The organism is Streptomyces sp. MB09-02B (assembly GCF_033794485.1).
Classification (GTDB): Bacteria; Actinomycetota; Actinomycetes; order Streptomycetales; family Streptomycetaceae; genus Streptomyces.
This window is the reverse complement of sequence record NZ_JARGEE010000018.1, coordinates 26,997-45,374: the sequence shown is the minus strand read 5'-3', so window position 1 is coordinate 45,374 and position 18,378 is coordinate 26,997. Positions and strand designations below refer to the sequence as shown.

Sequence of the window (18,378 nt, the reverse complement as noted above, 5' to 3'; positions counted from 1 at the left end):
CGGCCTCGACGGCGGCCGAGTTGGGCTTGACGGTGATGACCGGGGTGCCCTTGGCGACACGGGACTTGGTGGTGAAGGAGGCGGCGAACACCGACTGCGTCGCGACCGGGCCCTCGTCGCCGGCCTCGAGGTCGACGGCGTCGGTGATGATGCCGGAGCCGATGCGCAGCGCGAGACGGGCGGCGATCTCCTTGCCCTCGGCGGAGGAGGGCACGAGGACGGCGGACGGGGAGACGGCGGCGACGGCGGCCTGCAGCGCGTCGACCTTCGGTACGACCAGGTAGTCGGCGTACTCGGCGACCTCGTGCGTGAGGACCCGGGTCGCGCCGTGCTCGGCGAGCGCGGCGGCGGTGTCACCCGCGCCGTTGCCGAGGGCGACGGCGACGGGCTCGCCGATACGGCGGGCCAGGGTCAGCAGCTCCAGGGTGGGCTTGCGGACGGCACCGTCCACGTGGTCGACGTAGACGAGAACTTCAGCCATGGGACAGCAACTCCTGTTGAATCAGATGAACTTCTGGCCTGCGAGGTACTCAGCGAGCTGCTTGCCGCCCTCGCCCTCGTCCTTGACGATCGTGCCTGCGGTACGTGCCGGGCGCTGGGCCGCGGAGTCGACAGCCGTCCAGGCGCCCTCCAGACCGACTTCTTCCGCCTCGATGTCCAGGTCGGACAGGTCCCAGGACTGAACCGGCTTCTTCTTCGCCGCCATGATGCCCTTGAAGGAGGGGTAACGCGCCTCGCCCGACTGGTCGGTGACCGAGACCACGGCTGGCAGGGAGGCCTGAAGCTGCTCGGAGGCGGCGTCGCCGTCGCGGCGGCCCTTGACCGTGCCGTCCTCGACGGAGATCTCGGAGAGCAGCGTGACCTGCGGCACGCTCAGGCGCTCCGCCAGCAGCGCCGGGACGACACCCATCGTGCCGTCGGTGGAGGCCATACCGGAGATCACCAGGTCGTAACCCGCCTTCTCGATCGCCTTCGCCAGCACCAGCGAGGTACCGATCGCGTCGGTGCCGTGCACATCGTCGTCCTCGACGTGGATCGCCTTGTCCGCGCCCATCGACAGCGCCTTGCGCAACGCGTCCTTGGCATCCTCGGGGCCGACGGTCAGGACAGTGACCTCGATGTCGTCGGCCGAGTTCTCCGAGATCTGCAACGCCTGCTCGACCGCGTACTCGTCCAGCTCGGAGAGCAGACCGTCCACGTCGTCACGGTCGACGGTCAGGTCATCGGCGAAGTGCCGGTCGCCGGTGGCGTCGGGCACGTACTTCACAGTGACAACGATCCTCAAACTCATCTGACTTTCCTTTCAGCCCTTTTCAACCGGAGTAGTCGTGGAAGCCCCGGCCTGTCTTCCTGCCGAGGAGACCGGCGTCCACCATGCGCAGCAGGAGGGGCGGCGCGGCGTGCAGCGGTTCCTTGTACTCCTCGTACATGGAGTCCGCGATCGCCTTGAGGGTGTCCAGGCCGATCAGGTCGGCCAGCCGCAGCGGGCCCAAGGGGTGGGCACAGCCCAGCACCATGCCGTCGTCGATGTCGTCCGCCGACGCGATGCCCGACTCCAGCATGCGGATGGCGGACAACAGGTAGGGCACCAGCAGGGAGTTGACAACGAAGCCCGCCCGGTCCTTGGCGTGGATGACCTGCTTGCCCAGGGATCGGCCGACGAACTCGGCCGCGCGGTCGAGGGTCTGGTCGCTGGTCAGCAGGGAGGGGACGAGTTCGACGAGGCCCAGGACCGGCACCGGGTTGAAGAAGTGCACGCCTATCACCTGCTGGGCGCGTCCGGTGGCAGTGCCGAGTTTCATGACGGGGATGGACGAGGTGTTGGAAGCGAGGATGGCGTCCGGTCGGACGACCACCTTGTCGAGTGCCGCGAAGATCTCCGTCTTCACCTGCTCGTCCTCGGCCGCCGCTTCGATCACGATGTCGCGGTCGGCGAGGTCGGCCAGGTCGGTGGTGAAACCGATCCGGCGGAGGGACGTGACGCTGTCCTGTGGGGCGAGCTTGCCGCTGCGTACCGCGCGCGCCAGGGACTTGGTGATTCTGTCGCGGCCTGCCGCCACCGCCTCGGGGCCGGTTTCCGCGACGAGTACGTCGAGGCCGGCGCGGGCGCAGACTTCGGCTATGCCGCTGCCCATGAGGCCCGCTCCGACGACGCCCACGCGATGGAAAGGCGGGGGAGTCGTGTTGTTCGGTGGGGCTCCGGACGAGGTGCCGGACGGTTGTGTGGGCATGAGGTACCTCTCCAACGTTTCTGGTGCGGCCGAGCTCAGCCCCGCAGCAGGTTGCGCTGCAGCTTGCCGGTGGCGGTGCGGGGCAAGTGGTCCCGGAGTTCGAGGCGGCGGGGGATCTTGTGGCGGGTGAGGGAGGCAGACAGGAACGTCTGGATGTCCTCCAGGGAGCAGTCCGCGCCGCCGGCCGGTACGACGACGGCGGTGACGACCTCTCCCCAGACGGGGTCGGGCGTTCCGACGACCGCCACCTCGTACACGGAGGGGCATGCCTCCAACGCCTCTTCCACCTCGGTCGGGTCGACGTTCTCCCCGCCGGTGATGATGGTGTCCTTGATCCTGCCGGCCACCACCAGGCGCCCTTCGGGGTCGAGGTAGCCCCGGTCGCCCCCGTGGAACCAGCCCTCGGCGTCGCGGATCGCCGCCGTCTCCTCCGGCAGGCCCAGGTATCCGGAGGCCACGCTGGGCCCGCGGACGACGATTTCTCCCGTCGTCCCGCGCGGCACGGGGCGGTTCTCGGGGTCGACGATCCGGATCTCCGTCAGCGGGGCGCAGAGTCCTGCCTCGCCGGAGCAACCCGGGCCGTCGCGGGGGTCGCGGTAGGTGACGCCGGCGGCGGTCTCGGTCAGGCCGTACGAGCTGAGGACCGGGATGCCGCGGCGGTGGAACGCCTCGGCGACCGACGCCGGTGCCGCCGCTCCCCCGCTGAGGATCCAGCGCAGCGAGGAAAGGTCGGCCGCGGCGAAGTACGGGTGCCGTGCGATCAGGGCGAGCATCGCCGGGACGGCGAAGGTCACGGTGACCCGGTGCTGCCGTACGGTCTTCAGGAAGCCGTCGACGCTGAAGGCGGGCTCCAGGACGACGGTTCCGCCCTTGGCCCAGGTGTAGGAGCCGACCCCGCTCAGCACCGCGATGTGGAAGACGGGTGTGGTGATCAGCGTGACGTCGTCACGGGCGAGGTCGAGGCCGAGGAGTCCGTTGACGCAGCTCCAGAAGATGTTGCCGTGGGTGAGGAGCACGCCCTTCGGCCGGCCGGAGGTGCCGGAGGTGTAGGCGATGACGGCGAGGTCCTCCTCCGCCACGGGTGCCGGGGTGTCGTCGGCGACGGGTTCGTCCACCGTGCGGGTCAGTGGGGCATGTCCGTCAGGTGGCTCCTCGTCCAGGCACAGGCGGGTGATGTCCGCCGGAACGGTGCCGTCGCCGGCCAGTTTGGTGGCGCAGGCGGCGTCCGTGACCAGGATGTCCGTTCCCGAGTCCGCCAGCAGGTAGGCGATCTCGGGGGGCGTGGCCGCCCCGTTGACCGGGACGAACACGCCTCCTAGGCGGGCCGTGGCGTACATCAGGACGAAGACCTCGGGGCGTGAGGCGCCCGCGTAGGCGACGACACTGTCGGGGCCGGCCCCGTGCAGGCGTAGCTGCCTCGCCGTGGTCACGATCCAGTCCCGCAGTTGCCCGTAGGTCCACGCGCGGTCCCCGAAGACCAGCGCCGTGCGGTCGGGGTGCGACTGGGCGCGGCGTTCCAGTAGATGGCCCAGGCGGAACATGGGTCGTGGGCGGGTGGGGCCGGTCATGTCAGCGCTCCTTTCTTCCTACGGTCCGTCAGGCGTCGGTCGTAGCCGGAGTGGCCGGCGCGTCCGGTGCGTCCGGCAGGTCTGGTGTGTCTGGCGTGTCTGCCTGGCGTCCGCGGATCAGGGCCACCGTGACCACCGCCGCCGCGACCGCGCACAGCCCGACGATCAGGTAGCCGAGCGAGTAGGCGCTGCCCAGGGCCTGGAAGGCGGTGTCCTTGAGCGGGTTGAACGGCACGGTGGAACCGTCGGGCAGGGTGACGGTCGACGGGACGGCGTTGGCGCCGAGCGGGCCGGAGTTGACGGCCGCGACCGCTCCCTCCACGGCTTCCTGTTGTCCCTCGGGAGCCGTCGCCGGCGAGGCGTTGAAGGTGTCCAGGGCCTGGCTGAGCTCCGGGTCGGAGGCGACCTCGTCGCTGATCTCGCGCGCAGCCCGGCTGAGGGCGATGGCGCCCACGACGGCGGGGCCGAGGGTGAACCCGAAGTCGCGCAGCAGGCTGGTCCAGCCGGCGGCCATGCCGGACAGGTTGTGGGGCACGGTGTTGATCACCACGGCGGTGACCGCGGACAGGACGAACGCCACGCCCGCGCCGGCCACGACGAGTGGGGCGATGAGCGGTGTGACGGACTGGTGGCCGATGGGTATCGACGCCATCCAGAAGTCGCCCGCCCCGATGAGCAGGAGGCCGCCGCCGAGGATCCACTTCGGGTCGTAGCGCTCGATGAGGCGGGAGGCGATGGGCACCTGGATCAGGGCCGAGACGCCGTTGAAGACGATGAACGCCAGAGACGCCTTGAGGGGGGTGAAGCCCTGGATGGCGGTGAGGCGGATGCTGGTCACGTAGCCGGTGCCGAGGTAGCAGAACATGCCGACGACCGTCACGATCGCGGCGACGGTGAAGTTGCGGTTGGCGAACAGACCGAGGTCCAGGAGCGGAGACGCCGAACGGCGCTCGGCCAGGACGAAGGCGACCATGAAGACGGCGGCGACGGTGAACCCGCCGATGACCTCGATGCTGCCCCAGCCGCTCGTGGGCCCCTGGATCACGGCGAAGAGCAGGGCGACGGCGGCGACGGCGATCGTGATCTGCCCCGGCCAGTCTAGGGAACGCCCCTCGGGCGACTTCGAGTCCTCGGCCAGGACGAAGGCGAGCACGGCCGAGACCGCGGCGAGTGCGACGACGAGGAGGAACGCCCACCGCCACCCGGAGTTGGGCCACGAGTTGTACTGCGACTGCGCGAGCAGGCCACAGGCCAGCGGGGACAGCACACTGCCCATCGACAGCGCGGCCGCCCAGACGGAGATGGAACGGGCCCGTGCGCGTGGTGTGTGGGTGCCCGCGGCGATCATGGCCAGGGTCGTCGGGATCACGGCCGCCGCGCCGATGCCGGCGAGGATCTGGCCGGTCCACAGCACGATCAGCCGGGTCATGTGGTCGGTCTCGGGGCCCGGCGTAGCCACGCAGACCACGAACCCGACCGCCACCAGCACCGAACCGCCGACGAGCAGCCGCCGCCGTCCGAACAGGTCGCCGAGCAGTCCGAAGGTCAGCTCCAGGACGGTGACGGGGACCAGGAAGGCGTCGGTGATCCAGGTCAGTTCCGATGCCGAGGTGTGGAAGTCCTGCTGGAACAGGCCGTTCAGGCCCGCGGGCACGGTGAGGGCGAACTGGGCCATGAAGACGCAGAGCGCTGCCGCGATGAGGGTGCCCCGCGCCAGGGTGTCGGTGGCGTGGACCTGTTCGCTCGACTGCTTCGCCATCGCCGTGCGGGCGGGCGGCCGGGAGCCGGCGCCGTTTCCGACGCCGGTGTCGGATCTGGCCATAGGGAGTTCCTTCCGAGGTGAACGCGTGTGAGGTGACCTGCCGGTGTGGGGGGCGGGGAGGAGTTTCGGGTCGTGCCGGTCAGCGCCCGGAGGTGGGCGAGATGATGAAGTTGCTGAACCCGCCGTGTCGCGAACCCACGTTGTTGATCGCGTCGTTGACCTCTTCGAGGGGGAAGACGTGGTGGCGCAGGGGGGACAGGTCGAGCGAGCCCGCTTCGGCCATGTCGGCCATGTCCTGTCCCTCGCCGGGCGTGAACCAGACCGATCCGCGGACGCTCTGGTCCATGTCCATCATTCGGTGCAGATCGAGGGGCACTTCTCCCGCTACGGCGCCGACGTTGACGGCGATGCCTCCCCTGGCCAGTGCGCGCACGCCCTGCTGGAGGGTTTCGTGCGGTGCGCCGGGGCCGAGGGCGTCGATGTAGGCGTCCACTCCGGCCCCGCCGGTCTCCGCCGCGATCCACTCGTCCACGGGGCCGTCGTGCAGGGAGTGCAGTCGCAGCCGTCCCGGGGCCAGTTTGTCGATCTCGGCCAGCAGTTCGCGGTCGCGGCCGGTGCCGTACAGGGTCGTGATGCCGAGCGCCGGGGCCAGCAGGGCCGCGCCGATGCCGAGGGTGCCGGTGATGCCGTTGACCAGGACGCTGCGCCCGGGTCCGGCGGCGGCCTTGCGGAGCGCCGAGTACATGGTGCCCAGGTAGCCGAAGCGTGCCGCGGCCTCGAAGGGCAGGGAGTCGGGGATGCGGACGAGAGCGGAGGCGGGCGCGATCATCTTCTCCGCGAGGCCGCCCTGGTAGCGGTCGAGCAGACGGACCGAGGTGGCCGAGAAGCCGAAGTAGCCGGCGAAGGCGTAGCTCGCGCAGTGCACGGTCCGGCCGCTACGGCATGCCCGGCAGGCGCCGCACGTGCGGCCCGGGTTGACGTACACCCGGTCCCCCACCTCGACGCCCTCGACGCCGTCACCGACTTCCTCGACGACTCCGGCGGGGTCGAGCCCGAACACGGCCGGCAGGGGCGGCAGCGGGTTGAGCGGGAACCAAGTGGTCCAGTTCTGGAGGATGTTGGCGAGGTTCGGTACGATGTTCACGGCGTGCACGGCCACCCGGACGTCGCCGGGGCCCGGTACCGGAACGAGAATCCGCTCGATCTTCATCGGCTCACCGACGTGGTGCATTCGCGCTGCGCGCATGGTCGAGGTCATGGCTTCTCCTCACATGGGGCGGAGTTGTTTCCGGGTACGGCAGGGCCGGGCACGGGGTGATGGGTGTCAAAGGCCGCTGCCGCCGCGGTCTTCCGGTGGCTCCACGGGTCCGGTGAGCGAGCGTCTCGGTGTCTCACCGAACGTCAGGCCCACGGTGGGTTGTTACTCGTACGGGCTGGTGAGCGGCCCGGCGACGGTGCGTCAGCCTCCGCGTCCCGGGATCGTCCCGCCGACCCCGATGACGGTGGTGCGGCGCCGCGCGGGGCCGGCCTCACCGCCGCCCGGTCAGCGGTAGGCGGCGAGTCCCGTGACGGACTCGCCGACGACCAGGGCGTGGATCTCCTCGGTGCCCTCGTAGGTGAGCACCGTCTCCAGGTTGTTGGCGTGCCGCAGCACCGGGTACTCCGTGGTGATGCCGTTCGCGCCGAGCACGGTACGGGCGGACCGGGCGATGTCGAGGGCGGCGCGGACGTTGGCGAGCTTGCCGAGACTGACGTGCTCGGGACGCAGTTGCCCGGCGTCCTTGAGCTTGCTCAGGCGCAGGGCCAGCAGCTGGGCGTGCACGAGGTCGACCTGCATGCGGGCAAGCTTGCCCTGGGTGAACTGGAAGCCGCCGATGGGCCGGCCGAACTGCTCACGGGTGGTCGAGTAGTCCAGGGCCGACAGGTAGCAGGTGCGGGCCGCGCCGACGACACCGCACAGGATTCCGAAGCGGGCCTCGGACAGGCACGACAGCGGACCGCGCAGTCCGGTGACGCCCGGGAGCACCGCGTCGGCGGGCAGCCGCACGTCCTCCAGGTGGAGTTCCGCGGTGACGGACGCGCGCAGGGAGAGCTTGCTGTGGATCTCGCTGGTGGTGAAGCCGGGGGTGTCCTTGGGGACGAGGAAGCCGCGGATGCCTTCCTCGGTGCGGGCCCAGACGACGGCGATGTCGGCGATCGAGCCGTTGGTGATCCACATCTTGGTGCCGTTGAGGACCCAGTCGTCGCCGTCGCGCTTGGCGACCGTACGCATGCCGCCCGGGTCGGAGCCCTGGTCGGGTTCGGTGAGCCCGAAGCAGCCGATCGCCTCGCCGGAGGCGAGCTTCGGCAGCCATTGCTGCTTCTGCTCCTCCGAGCCGTAGCGGTGGATCGGGAACATCACCAGGGAGCCCTGTACGGAGACGAAGCTGCGCAGCCCCGAGTCGGCGGACTCCAGTTCGCGGCAGGCCACACCGTAGGCGGCGGCGCTCGCGCCGGCGCAGCCGTAGCCCTCCAGGTGCATGCCGAGAAGACCCAACTTGCCTATTTCGGGGGTGAGTTCATCGGTCGGAAAGGTGCCCGACTCGAACCAGCCGGCCACGTGGTCGGTCACACGGTCGCGGACGAAGGCGGCGACGGTGTCGCGGATGAGTCGTTCGTCGTCGTCGAGTTGGCTGTCCAGGTCGAGGGCGTCGACGGGGTTGAGGTGGGGCATCAGGAGTTCCTCCGGGCACCGATGAGAACGAAGAGCATGGTTGCGGGTGAGGTGGAGCGGTTGCGCCAGGCGTGACGGGTGCCGTTCTGCACGACGACGTCGCCCGGGGCGAGGGTGACCTCGTTACCGGCGTCGAGTTCGAGGACGATCTCGCCCTCCAGCAGAACGCCGTAGTCGACGGTGTCGGTGGTGTGCATGCCGGGGGCGTCCGGCTCGAACAGCTCGGCCAGGCCGGGACTGTTGCGCAGGCGTTCGGCGACGGCGGCGGCCGGGTCGAAGCCCTCGCTCCGGTAGACCGTGTCCGGCGGGATGACCAGATGGAGCACGCGGGTGGCGCCGGGCTCGGGAACGTAGGAGGTGACGGCGGGCGTCGGGTCGGTGCCGGCGAAGGGCACGGCGGGCTGGGCCGGGGTGGCCCAGACGAGGGACGAGACGAAGCCCGGGGTGTGCTGGAGTGCGTTGGTGCGGGGCGGTTGACCGTCCTGGACGACGGCGGCTTTCCCGTCCGCCGCCAGGCCTGTGACGATTCTCCGGGGCATGGTGCGGCTCCTCGGATGGGGAGGTGCGGGGTGGGGTGCTCGCAGAGGGCGAAGCTGTGCGTATGGCGAAGCGTGCGTATGGCGAAGCGGCAGATCGCGATGCGGCGGACGCGGCTCGTGGGAATCCGGGCTGGCCGGACTCGGCGAGGGGCGGACCTTGGACAGGCCGTATCGCTCGAACTGCTGGAGATGTGGAACGACTGCTTCATCGCCGGACTGCCGGTGGGGTGGCGGCTCACTGCCGCGAGGAGTGGCAGCGGTGCGGCGTTGTGCACCACGGGGGTGTGGTGGTGCTGTGCCTTCGCCGGCCGGAGCCGGCCGGCGAACGGCTAGGCCGGGTGCTCCTGGTTGACCAGTCGGCCGAGCAGGGACACGAGTTGGGAGATCTCGTCGTCGTCGAGGACGGCCGTCCAGGCCGTCTCCCGGGGGGTCTGCCCTGCGATGGCCTTGTGCAGCAGGGCCAGACCGGCCGGCGTCAGCGAGACACGGACGACCCGGCGGTCGTCGCTCTCCCTGCGCCGCTCGACGAGTCCGCGGTCCTCAAGGGTGTTGAGGGCGCTGGAGACACTCGACCGGGAGGTGCCCGAGATACGGGCGATCTCCCGCTGCTCCAGATCACCGAAGATCCACAGCGTGTTCATGATCCGGAACCCGGCCCAGGTCATCCCGAGGGGCCGGTGCACGGTGCCCTCGAAGTCCTGGACCAGCCGGGCCACCAGCCGGGTGAGGTGGGTGACCAGTTCGACTCCCCGGATCTGGCGCTCGCTGTGCCCCAGTTCCTCGTGGTGCGCCCGTACCTTGGCGGCGAACTCACGGGAGCGCGGATGGTGGACGGCGTCACCGCGGATCTCGGACAAGAACAGGGCTCCCTTCGGACAACGAACGCCGGCGGGCGTCAGCGGCTGATCGGATTGCGCATCGTACCGACGCCCGAGACCTCGGTCGTCAGTGTCATACCCGGCTCCAGGTACAGCCTCGGCGTGCGCCGGACCCCGCAGCCGGCCGGGGTTCCGGTGAAGACCAGGTCGCCCGGCTCCAGGGTGACGTACCGGGACAGCCAGGAGACCAGCTCGGGAACGCTGAAGATCAGGTCCGAGGTCCGGCCGCGCTGCACCTCCAGGTCGTCGACCCAGCCCGCGACCTCGATGTCGTTCGGGTCGTCGTACTCGTCGACGGTCGCCATCAGCGGCCCGCACGGGCTGAAGGTGTCGTAGGACTTCGCGAGGCTGAACTGGTTCAGCGGCTTGCGCCACTGCTCCTTGCGGTCGGTGACGTCCTGACCGGCGGTCACGCCCGCGATGCCCACCCACACGTCGGCCGGCTCCACGGAGCGCATGGTCCGCCCGATCACCACCACGACCTCGGCCTCGAAGTCGACCTTGTCGACACCTACGGGCACGGACACCGGCTCGTACGCGCCGGCCAGCGAGCTGGTGAACTTGGCGAAGATTCCGGGCTGTTCGGGGATGGGCATGTTCGACTCCTCGGCGTGACCGCGGTAGTTGAGCGCCACTCCCAGGATCTTCCCGGCTCGCGGAGAGACCGGGCCGAGCTGCTTCTCGTCGTAAGCGATCAGGTCGGCGTCGGTCGCCGCCTGTGCGAGGCGACGCAGTTCGGCGTGGTTGGCGAGGTCGTACAGCACGGCGGGGTCGGGGCCGAGCGCCCCGTTGCTGGCCTTCTCCACATCGAGGGCGCGGTCGCCGACGACGATGGTGGCCCGGCCGGCGAGGTTGGCGAGCTTCATTCGAATGTCTCCTTGGGACGGTAGGGGTGGTCAGGACACCGTCGGCGCGGGCAGCGGGAGCTCCTCGCGCAGCGCGGCGATGTCCGGTTCGGGCTGGATGCGGAAGACGTTGATCGCCATGGCCACGGTCTGGTACTGGCCGGCCGTGTACACGAGATCGATGAGCTGCTCGGTGGTGAGGTGCTCGCGCAGCTCCCGCCACACGACGTCGTCGAGATCGGCTCTCTCGAACAGCTGGTCGGTCGCGGCGAGCAGAGTGCGCTCGGCGCCGCCGAAACCGGGATCGCCGGGTCGGCCGAGGGCGCGGATCTCGTCGTCGGACACTCCGGCCCGACGGGCGATGACGACGTGCTGCAACCACTCGTACTCGGCCTGGGCGAGCCAGGCGATCCGCAGGATCACCAGCTCGCGCCACCTCACGGGCAAGGTGTTCTTGCCCAGGACGTGGTTGCCGAAGACCAGGAAGCGGCGCAGCGCGTCCGGGTGGGCGGCCAGGGTCGCCCAGATGGCGTAGATGTCGCCCTCACCGTTGCGGTAGGGCCGCAGGGCTTCGAGTGCCTTTTCCGGGATGTCCTTCTCGTCGACCGGAGGCAGGCGCGGCTCACTTACAGGCATGTCATTGGCCCTTCAGGGGTGACCGGCTTTGGTGCACGGCAGCGACCATAGATAGATAGAACGCTGATAGTCAACAGGTTTACATTTACCGAATCAGTCTGTATGAATTTTGACGATCAGAGATCGAACGATCGGATCCTGTCGGCGCCCGACACTCCTCGCGGCGCCACGAGCAGGCCCACACATCGACCATGGGAGGTCTCGGTGAGCATTCGCAGCCTGGGATACCTCGGCATCGGCACCCCCGACCCCGACGGCTGGGTCGCCTACGCCAACGACGTCATCGGCACCATGCCCGTTGGACCGCCTGGCTCGCCGCAGGCGCGGCTGCTGCGGCTGGACGAGCATCCGTACCGGTTCCGTATCGAGAGCGCCGAGTCCGGGGGTGTCACCCATATCGGCTGGGAGGTCGGCGATCCGCGCGGCCTGGAGCAGTTGGCCCTGCGCCTGACCACCCACGGGGTGGATGTCCACGAGGGCTCGTCCGAGGAGTGCGCCGACCGTCAGGTCGACCGCCTGCTGTGGTTCGAGGGTCCCTGCTCGGTGCGCACCGAGCTGTTCACCGGACGGCATCTGGCGACCGCCCCCTTCGTCTCGCCGCTCGGCGTGACGTTCATGACCGGCGACCAGGGGATGGGGCACGTCGTCCTGAAGTCGCCCCGCGCGATGGAGGCGGTCGACTTCTACCGGGACGTCATGGGCTTCCGGCTCAGCGATGTGACCCACCTGCCCCTGGGCGGAACCTTCTACTTCATGGGCTGCAACCCGCGCCACCACAGCATCGCCTTCGTCGAGTCCCGCAAGCGCGAAGGCACGCACCACATCCTGTGCGAGGTGTCGGACATGGACGCCGTGGGCCGCGCCCACGACCGGGCCCGCACCCACAAGGTCCCGCTCATGGCGACGCTCGGCCGGCACTCCAACGACCTGATGTTCTCCTTCTACATGCGCTCCCCCGCCGGCTTCGGCATCGAAGTCGGCGCCGAGGGACGGCGGGTGGACGACGAGACCTGGGTGAGCCGCGTCTACCACTCGGACATCTGGGGCCACCACCCCGTCAACGACGGCGACGACGCGTACGCCGGAACGGAAAGGACGGCCCGATGAACCTGCTGCCGAGCTATGTACAGGACCGGTGGTACACCCCGACCGGGGACGGAACACCGGTGTACGACGCGGTCACCGGCGGCGAGATCGCCCGGGCCTCCTCCGCGGGCGTCGACATGGCGGCCGCGCTGCACCACGCCCGCACCGTGGGCGGACCGGCGCTGCGCGCGCTCTCCTTCCACCAGCGCGCGGGGCTGCTCGCGGACCTCGCCGCCCACCTGCGCGGACACCGCGAGGAGTTGTACGCGCTCTCCGCCCGGACGGGTGCGACGCTGTACGACTCGAAGTTCGACATCGACGGCGGCATCAACGTGCTGCGTCACTACGCCGACCGGGGTGCGCGCGAACTGCCGGGCGGTGGCGAGGGGTTGGTCTACGCCGAGGGCCCGCAGGAGTCCCTGAGCCGGGACGGCAGCTTCCTCGGCGGGCACATTCTCACGCCTTTGCGGGGTGCGGCGGTGCAGATCAACGCGTACAACTTCCCCGTCTGGGCACCGCTGGAGAAGCTGGCCCCGGCCGTGCTGGCCGGCGTACCCAGCCTGATCAAGCCTGCCACCCCGACCTGCGTGCTGACCAGCCGCCTGATCGAACTGATCGTGGAATCCCGTCTGCTGCCCCCCGGCAGCCTGCAGTACGTCTGCGGCGGCGCCGGCGACCTGCTCGACCACCTCACCGAACAGGACCTGGTGTCCTTCACCGGCTCGGCGGCCACGGCGGAACGGCTGCGGACACATCCGGCGGTCGTACGCCAGGCCGTACGGTTCAACGCCGAGGCGGACTCCGTCAACTGCTCGGTGCTCGGCCCGGACGCCATCCCCGGCACTCCCGAATTCGACCTGTATGTCGACCAGTTGGTCACCGAGATGACCGTGAAGGCGGGACAGAAGTGCACGGCCATCCGCCGTGCCTTCGTTCCCGTGGACCTGATGGACGCGGTCGGTGAGGCCGCGGCCGCCCGGCTGGCGGAGGTCGTCGTGGGCAACCCGGCCGACCCGACCGTGCGCATGGGAGCCCTGGCCGGGCTCGCGCAGCGCGAGGAGGTACGCCGCTGTGTGAAGGCGCTCCTCGACTCCGCGCGCCTCGTCTTCGGGCACCCCGACCGGGTGGACGTGAGGGGTGCCGACGCCGAACGGGGCGCGTTCCTCTCCCCGTTGCTGCTGCGCTGCGACGACCCGGGCGCCTCCGCGCCGCACGAGGTGGAGGCGTTCGGCCCGGTCAGCACGCTCATCCCCTACACGTCGGCGGAGCACGTGTCCTTCCTGGCCTCTCTGGGTCGGGGCAGCCTCGCGGGGTCCGTCGTCACCGGCGACGCGGCCTTCGCGCGAGAAGTGGTGCTGGGGGCCGCCCCCTGGCACGGCAGGCTCCTGGTCCTCGACACCGAGTCCGCCAAGGCGTCCACGGGCCACGGCTCCCCGCTGCCCGCCCTGATCCACGGTGGCCCCGGACGGGCCGGCGGCGGCGAGGAGATGGGCGGCATCCGCGGCGTCCTGCACCACATGCAGCGCACCGCGGTTCAGGGCAGCCCGCGCATGCTGGCGGCACTCACCGGACGCATGGCCGAGGAGCTGTGAAGCGCGGGAGAGCCCGCCTCTGAAACCCCGTGGGACGGCCCTACCCCTGCCTCCCACGGACAGGCGGCCGGGCCGGCGCCACGACGGGATGTCCCTCGCCGCACACCTGGAGACATCCTGGCCGGCCCGGCCGCCGGGCAGCCCGCTACGAGCCGCAGCAGGAACTTTTCAGAGCTGACGGGGCTCGGCGGGCGCCAACTCCTGCTCGGCCCACAGGCATTTGCCCTCCTCCAGATAACGGGCGCCCCACCGGCTGCAGAGTGCGGCCACCAGAAACAGCCCTCTGCCTCCCTCGTCCATGTACGTGACACGCCGGATACGCGGGGTCGCGAGGCTGCCGTCGTACACCTCGCAGACAAGCGACCGGCTGCGGAGCAGGCGGAGGCGCAAGGGGCCCTTTGCATGCCGGACCGCGTTGCCGACCAGCTCGCTCACGACGATCTCGGTGGTGGCTTCGAGGTCGCCCAGATGCCATACGGCCAGCTGCCGACGCACGTGTGCGCGGGCCTCGGCCGCAGCTCGGGCATCTTCGGGCAGGGGCCACGACACGACGTCCTCGGCTGGGGTCCGATGCGTGTGGGCGACCAGCAGCGCCGCGTCGTCGTCCGTTCGAGCTCCATCGTGCAGCAGCCGTTGGGTGATCAGACCGCAGACAGTGTCGATCCGTTCGTGTCCGCCGTCATGTCCTTCCGCAACGGAAACAGGGGTCTCGGCAACGGCGGAAACGGCCGTCTCCATGAGCCGCGCGGTCTCGTCGTCGATGTCCTGACCGACCGGCCGGATGAGTCCGTCGGTGTAGAACAGCAGCAGGCTCTCCTCGGGCAGGCGCAGCTTCCCGGTTTCGAAAGGAGGTTCCGCCACGCCCAGCGGCGGATTGGCCGGGATGTCAGGCCACCGCGGCGTTCCGTCGGAAGTCAGCACGAGGGGAGGGGGGTGGCCGGCCCGGCAGAAGGTGCAGACCCGGCTGACGGGGTCGTACACCGCGTACAGGCATGTGGCGAATTGGTCGTCGCCGAGGTCGGCGACGAGGTCGTTGAGTTTCCCGAGGATCTCCTCCGGTGCGAGTTCGAGGCCGGCCAGGGTGTGGACCGCCGTCCGGAGCCGCCCCATGGTGACGGCTTCGGTGATGCCGTGACCCATGACGTCGCCGATGACCATGGCGACCCGGTCCGCGGACAGAGGGATCACGTCGTACCAGTCACCACCCACCGCCGCGCCCCGACCGGCGGGCAGATAGCGGGCGGCAGCGGTGACCGCAGGCAGCGACGGCAGCGACCTGGGCAGGAGTCCGCGCTGAAGTGACTGGGCGCGGCCGTGCTCCGCGTCGTACAGGCGGGCTCTCCCCAGGGCCTGAGCGACCAGACCGCTGAGTGCCGTCAGCAGCGTCCGTTCCGCCTCCCCGAAACCTCGTGGCTCGGAGAAGGCGATGACACAGGTGCCGATCGGATGTCCCGCCGCGATGAGGGGCAGGAACGCCCACGCCTGCTTGCCCGACAGCGGAGTCATGTGGCCCAATTCAGGATAGAGCCGGAGGAACTCGGCCTCGGACTCCACGAACACGGGGGTGCGCCGACGCAGGACGTCCGCGACCGTGGTGTTTGACTCCAGCGAGATGCCGTCGAGAAAGCGGTCCAAGAAGTCGGATGCGTAGCCGACGGATCCGACAACGTGCAGTCGACGGCCCTCGATCGCCTCGATGACGAGCCCGTCCGCCCCGAGCGGCGGCAGCACATGCTCGGCGGCCGCCTGGACGACGTCCTTGGCCGTGAGTGCTTCGGCCAAGGCGGAGGTCAGGTCACCCATCCGGGCGGTGCGCTCGACCGCTGCGCGGTCCGCGGCGGGGACCACGGGTGCTCGCGGTGGACCGCCTCCGCCCTCGGCGGGGTCCGCTGCCCTGTTGTTCACAGGTTCGCCTCCCGCCGGAGCCCGGAGCACGGGGAACCGCCGTAGCCGCTGGGCAGCCCACGCCGCCACCGCTTCCAGGAAAGAGCGTCGAGCGGCGTCCGGTTCGCCCCTCTCCATCAGGAACAGGGAAATCGCGCCCAGCGGCCCCTCGGGACCGAGCAGCGGAACGGCGATCATGCCAGCGGCTCCGAGATCCTCGCGGGCCCTCTCCGCCCAGTGGGTCGCGGCGTCCCGCATAGCACGCGCCGGAGCCGAGTCACCACTGTCCGGAAGCCGCAGCCACACCTGTGTGACGCTGCCGGGCAGGCCGGCAGCGGCGACAAGCCGCAGCTCGTCGTCCCCCTCACGGCGAAGGTGAACCAGCCCCCCAAGCGCCCCAAGCGCGGCCGTCGCCTGTTGCAGCGCGAGCCTCATCACCTCGGGTTCGGGCAGAGCGTCGCCCTGGCGCCTCCAGCAGCCGCAGTCGCACCGCTCCCGGAGTCACAGACGCACCGCCGTCCACGTGCTCTGCCATCGCACCGCCTGCCCATGGCCAAGACCGCATTTCATGTCAGTGCGGACAAGTCGCCTGATCCGACGATAGCCCAGAGGGGAATGAGGCGACAGAGACACATGAGTCGGACGTCATCACGCAAAGCAGCCACTATCGGCAGAGCGATCGCCGCGACAAGCGCCACGCGCGCAGGACGATCAGAGTCCTCACGCGCCGCCCGTCAGCGACTCCGCCCTCATCTCCGCCACGGCCGCACCAGGAAGACCAGGCACAGCGCGGCACAGATCAACGAACCGAGCATGATGGCCGCCATCGGCATGGCGCTGGCGGTGCCGAATGCACCGACGAGCGGCGACGCGAGAGCGCCGAACAGGAACTGGATCCCGCCGAGCAGCGCGGACGCGGCTCCGGACGCCTCCCGTCCGAGGGACTGGCCCAGGCTCATGCTGGCCGGGAAGATGCCGCCGATACCGAAGGCGGCGAAGAAGAGGGTGACCCAGGTGCCGGCCAGGCTGCCGCCGACCGTGGCCAGCAGGAGCACCTGGACCAGTACGGCGACCAGCGCGACCGCCACCGACGCGCTCAGCAACGTCCCCATCGTCAGTCGCCGCGAGAGCACGCCGAACACCGCACCTGCGAGCAGCATGCCGCACGCGTTCACCGCGAAGATCAGACTGTAGAGCCCGGCGGAGGTGTCGTACACCTCCTGGAAGACGAAGCTGGAGCCGGCGATGCAGGCGAAAAGTGCGGCTGCCGCGAACGCGAGGGTGAGCACGCTGCCGAGGAAGGCGCGCCGGCCGAGCAGCCGTCCCATGGCGTGGAAGGTGCTGGCGACCCCGCCCGCGTGGCGCCGCTCCGGCGGGAGGGATTCGGGGACTCCGGGCAGGACCGCCAGGAAGAGCAGGGCCCCGAAGATCGCGAGCATCACGAAGGTGGCCCGCCAGCCCCCGACGGACAGCAGGCCACGCCGATCACTGGTGCCGCGACCGGCGCCACACTCAGCACCATGGTCAACAGCGAGAAGTAGCGCGGCAGTTCGGGACCATGGAAGCGGTCGGTGAGGACCGCGCGGGCCAGCACCATGCCCGCGGCACCCGCGACGCCCTCAAGGAAGCGCGCAGCGACCAGCATCTCGATGGTCGGGGCGGAGGCGCACACCAGCGACAGCACGGCGAACAGCGCCGTGCCGGAGACCAGCAGCCGTCGGCGTCCGAGGCCGTCACTGAGCGGGCCGATGAGCAGTTGGCCGATGACCAGCCCGGCCAGGAAGGACGTCATGGACAACTGCACGGCGGAGTCGCTCGCGTGCAGCGTGCGACCCATCTCCGGGAAGCCGGGGACGTACATGTCGGTGGCGAGCGGCGCGAGCGCGGTCAGTGCGCCGAGCAGCACGATCAGCACACCAACCCGTCCGGGCGGGGCGGTGATTGCGGGTGTCCGGGTCACCGGTTCGGAAGTCGTGGTGGGTACCATGAACTGCACGGTAAACCATTTGTCTACTGGTTAACAATTGGGATCAACAATGACTTCGCCGCCGACCCCCGAGGACTTCCGCGCCATGTGGACAGCAGCACGCCCCGATCTCGACACGTCCCCCATGGACGTCGTGCGCCCGATCAAGCGCATCGAGGCACTGCTGACCACCGCCGTGGAGCCGCTGTACGAGGGTGCCCCCCTGACCGCACCGGAGCTCGACGCCCTGGTGCAACTGCGGCACGCGGAAGGCCCGGTGATCGCCCGTCGGCTCGCCGAGACCCTCGGCTGCTCCCGCGCGGCCGTCAGCAAGACACTGGCCAAGCTGGAGAAGCGCGGCTTCGTCGAGCGCCGCCCGAGCCCCGCGGACCGCCGCGCCGCCCTCGTCACCGTCACGCCGGCGGGATGCGACGCGATCGACGAGATGTTCCCTCGCCAGCTGGCGGCGGAGGTCGAGTTGCTCGAGGGCCTCGGCGACGACCGCGACCGGGTGGTCGATGCCCTGAACCTGCTGGAACTGGTCCTGCAGCAGAAGGTGAAGCGGCCGCGCGCCTGACCCCCTGCGAACCGGGCGTCGGTGACCAACTCCCCGCGCCGGGACGGCTTCCGCCGCCCCACCGCACGTTGCGGCGGCCTGAGAGCAGGCCGCACAGAATG

General features: G+C 70.1%; 14 protein-coding genes and 2 pseudogenes. 3 read left to right on the top strand and 13 right to left on the bottom strand.

What is annotated here, in order from left to right:
- The 11 genes and pseudogenes from P1P70_RS05060 to P1P70_RS05010 all read right to left on the bottom strand — a co-directional run.
- Positions 1–481: pseudogene (locus tag P1P70_RS05060) on the bottom strand (electron transfer flavoprotein subunit alpha/FixB family protein); the annotation flags it as partial.
- A 21-nt stretch (positions 482–502) separates the two neighbouring features.
- Entirely contained in the window at positions 503–1,291 is a 789-nt protein-coding gene (locus P1P70_RS05055; RefSeq protein WP_319234934.1) for an electron transfer flavoprotein subunit beta/FixA family protein, read from the bottom strand.
- A 22-nt stretch (positions 1,292–1,313) separates the two neighbouring features.
- Positions 1,314–2,231, bottom strand: coding sequence for a 3-hydroxybutyryl-CoA dehydrogenase (locus P1P70_RS05050; protein ID WP_319234933.1), 918 nt, complete (start codon positions 2,229–2,231; stop codon positions 1,314–1,316).
- A gap of 35 nt (positions 2,232–2,266) precedes the next feature.
- Complete coding sequence (locus P1P70_RS05045) at positions 2,267–3,799, bottom strand: class I adenylate-forming enzyme family protein (protein WP_319234932.1); 1,533 nt, start codon at positions 3,797–3,799, stop codon at positions 2,267–2,269.
- A 28-nt stretch (positions 3,800–3,827) separates the two neighbouring features.
- On the bottom strand, positions 3,828–5,621 hold the full coding sequence (locus P1P70_RS05040) for an MFS transporter (protein WP_319234931.1): 1,794 nt from the start codon (positions 5,619–5,621) through the stop codon (positions 3,828–3,830).
- A 79-nt stretch (positions 5,622–5,700) separates the two neighbouring features.
- Complete coding sequence (locus P1P70_RS05035; RefSeq protein WP_319234930.1) at positions 5,701–6,819, bottom strand: alcohol dehydrogenase catalytic domain-containing protein; 1,119 nt, start codon at positions 6,817–6,819, stop codon at positions 5,701–5,703.
- Between the two features lie 285 nt (positions 6,820–7,104).
- The gene (locus P1P70_RS05030; protein ID WP_319234929.1) at positions 7,105–8,274 is read right to left on the bottom strand and encodes an acyl-CoA dehydrogenase family protein; all 1,170 of its coding nucleotides are present in this window, start codon (positions 8,272–8,274) and stop codon (positions 7,105–7,107) included.
- Complete coding sequence (locus tag P1P70_RS05025; RefSeq protein ID WP_319234928.1) at positions 8,274–8,813, bottom strand: cupin domain-containing protein; 540 nt, start codon at positions 8,811–8,813, stop codon at positions 8,274–8,276. Before P1P70_RS05025 ends, P1P70_RS05030 begins: the two co-directional genes overlap by 1 nt.
- A 329-nt stretch (positions 8,814–9,142) precedes the next feature.
- Positions 9,143–9,670 (bottom strand): MarR family winged helix-turn-helix transcriptional regulator, encoded by a 528-nt coding sequence (locus P1P70_RS05020; RefSeq protein ID WP_319234927.1) that lies wholly within the window; start codon positions 9,668–9,670, stop codon positions 9,143–9,145.
- A 38-nt stretch (positions 9,671–9,708) separates the two neighbouring features.
- Complete coding sequence (locus tag P1P70_RS05015; RefSeq protein WP_319234926.1) at positions 9,709–10,557, bottom strand: fumarylacetoacetate hydrolase family protein; 849 nt, start codon at positions 10,555–10,557, stop codon at positions 9,709–9,711.
- A gap of 30 nt (positions 10,558–10,587) precedes the next feature.
- The gene (locus tag P1P70_RS05010; RefSeq protein ID WP_319234925.1) at positions 10,588–11,172 is read right to left on the bottom strand and encodes a carboxymuconolactone decarboxylase family protein; all 585 of its coding nucleotides are present in this window, start codon (positions 11,170–11,172) and stop codon (positions 10,588–10,590) included.
- Between the two features lie 204 nt (positions 11,173–11,376).
- On the opposite strand from P1P70_RS05010, the gene P1P70_RS05005 reads away from it, so the two are divergent.
- Both P1P70_RS05005 and paaZ read left to right on the top strand, forming a co-directional pair.
- The gene (locus tag P1P70_RS05005) at positions 11,377–12,279 is read left to right on the top strand and encodes a VOC family protein (protein WP_319234924.1); all 903 of its coding nucleotides are present in this window, start codon (positions 11,377–11,379) and stop codon (positions 12,277–12,279) included.
- On the top strand, positions 12,276–13,850 hold the full coding sequence (paaZ, locus tag P1P70_RS05000; protein ID WP_319234923.1) for a phenylacetic acid degradation bifunctional protein PaaZ: 1,575 nt from the start codon (positions 12,276–12,278) through the stop codon (positions 13,848–13,850). Before P1P70_RS05005 ends, paaZ begins: the two co-directional genes overlap by 4 nt.
- Before the next feature lie 168 nt (positions 13,851–14,018).
- On the opposite strand, the gene P1P70_RS04995 is transcribed toward paaZ, so the two are convergent.
- Together P1P70_RS04995 and P1P70_RS04990 are read right to left on the bottom strand one after the other, a co-directional pair.
- The gene (locus P1P70_RS04995; protein WP_319234922.1) at positions 14,019–16,169 is read right to left on the bottom strand and encodes a SpoIIE family protein phosphatase; all 2,151 of its coding nucleotides are present in this window, start codon (positions 16,167–16,169) and stop codon (positions 14,019–14,021) included.
- 314 nt (positions 16,170–16,483) lie between these two features.
- Positions 16,484–17,571 (bottom strand): annotated as a pseudogene (locus P1P70_RS04990) (multidrug effflux MFS transporter).
- Positions 17,572–17,770: 199 nt separating this feature from the next.
- On the opposite strand from P1P70_RS04990, the gene P1P70_RS04985 reads away from it, so the two are divergent.
- Entirely contained in the window at positions 17,771–18,277 is a 507-nt protein-coding gene (locus P1P70_RS04985; protein WP_179202399.1) for a MarR family winged helix-turn-helix transcriptional regulator, read from the top strand.
- Positions 18,278–18,378: the final 101 nt, after the last annotated feature.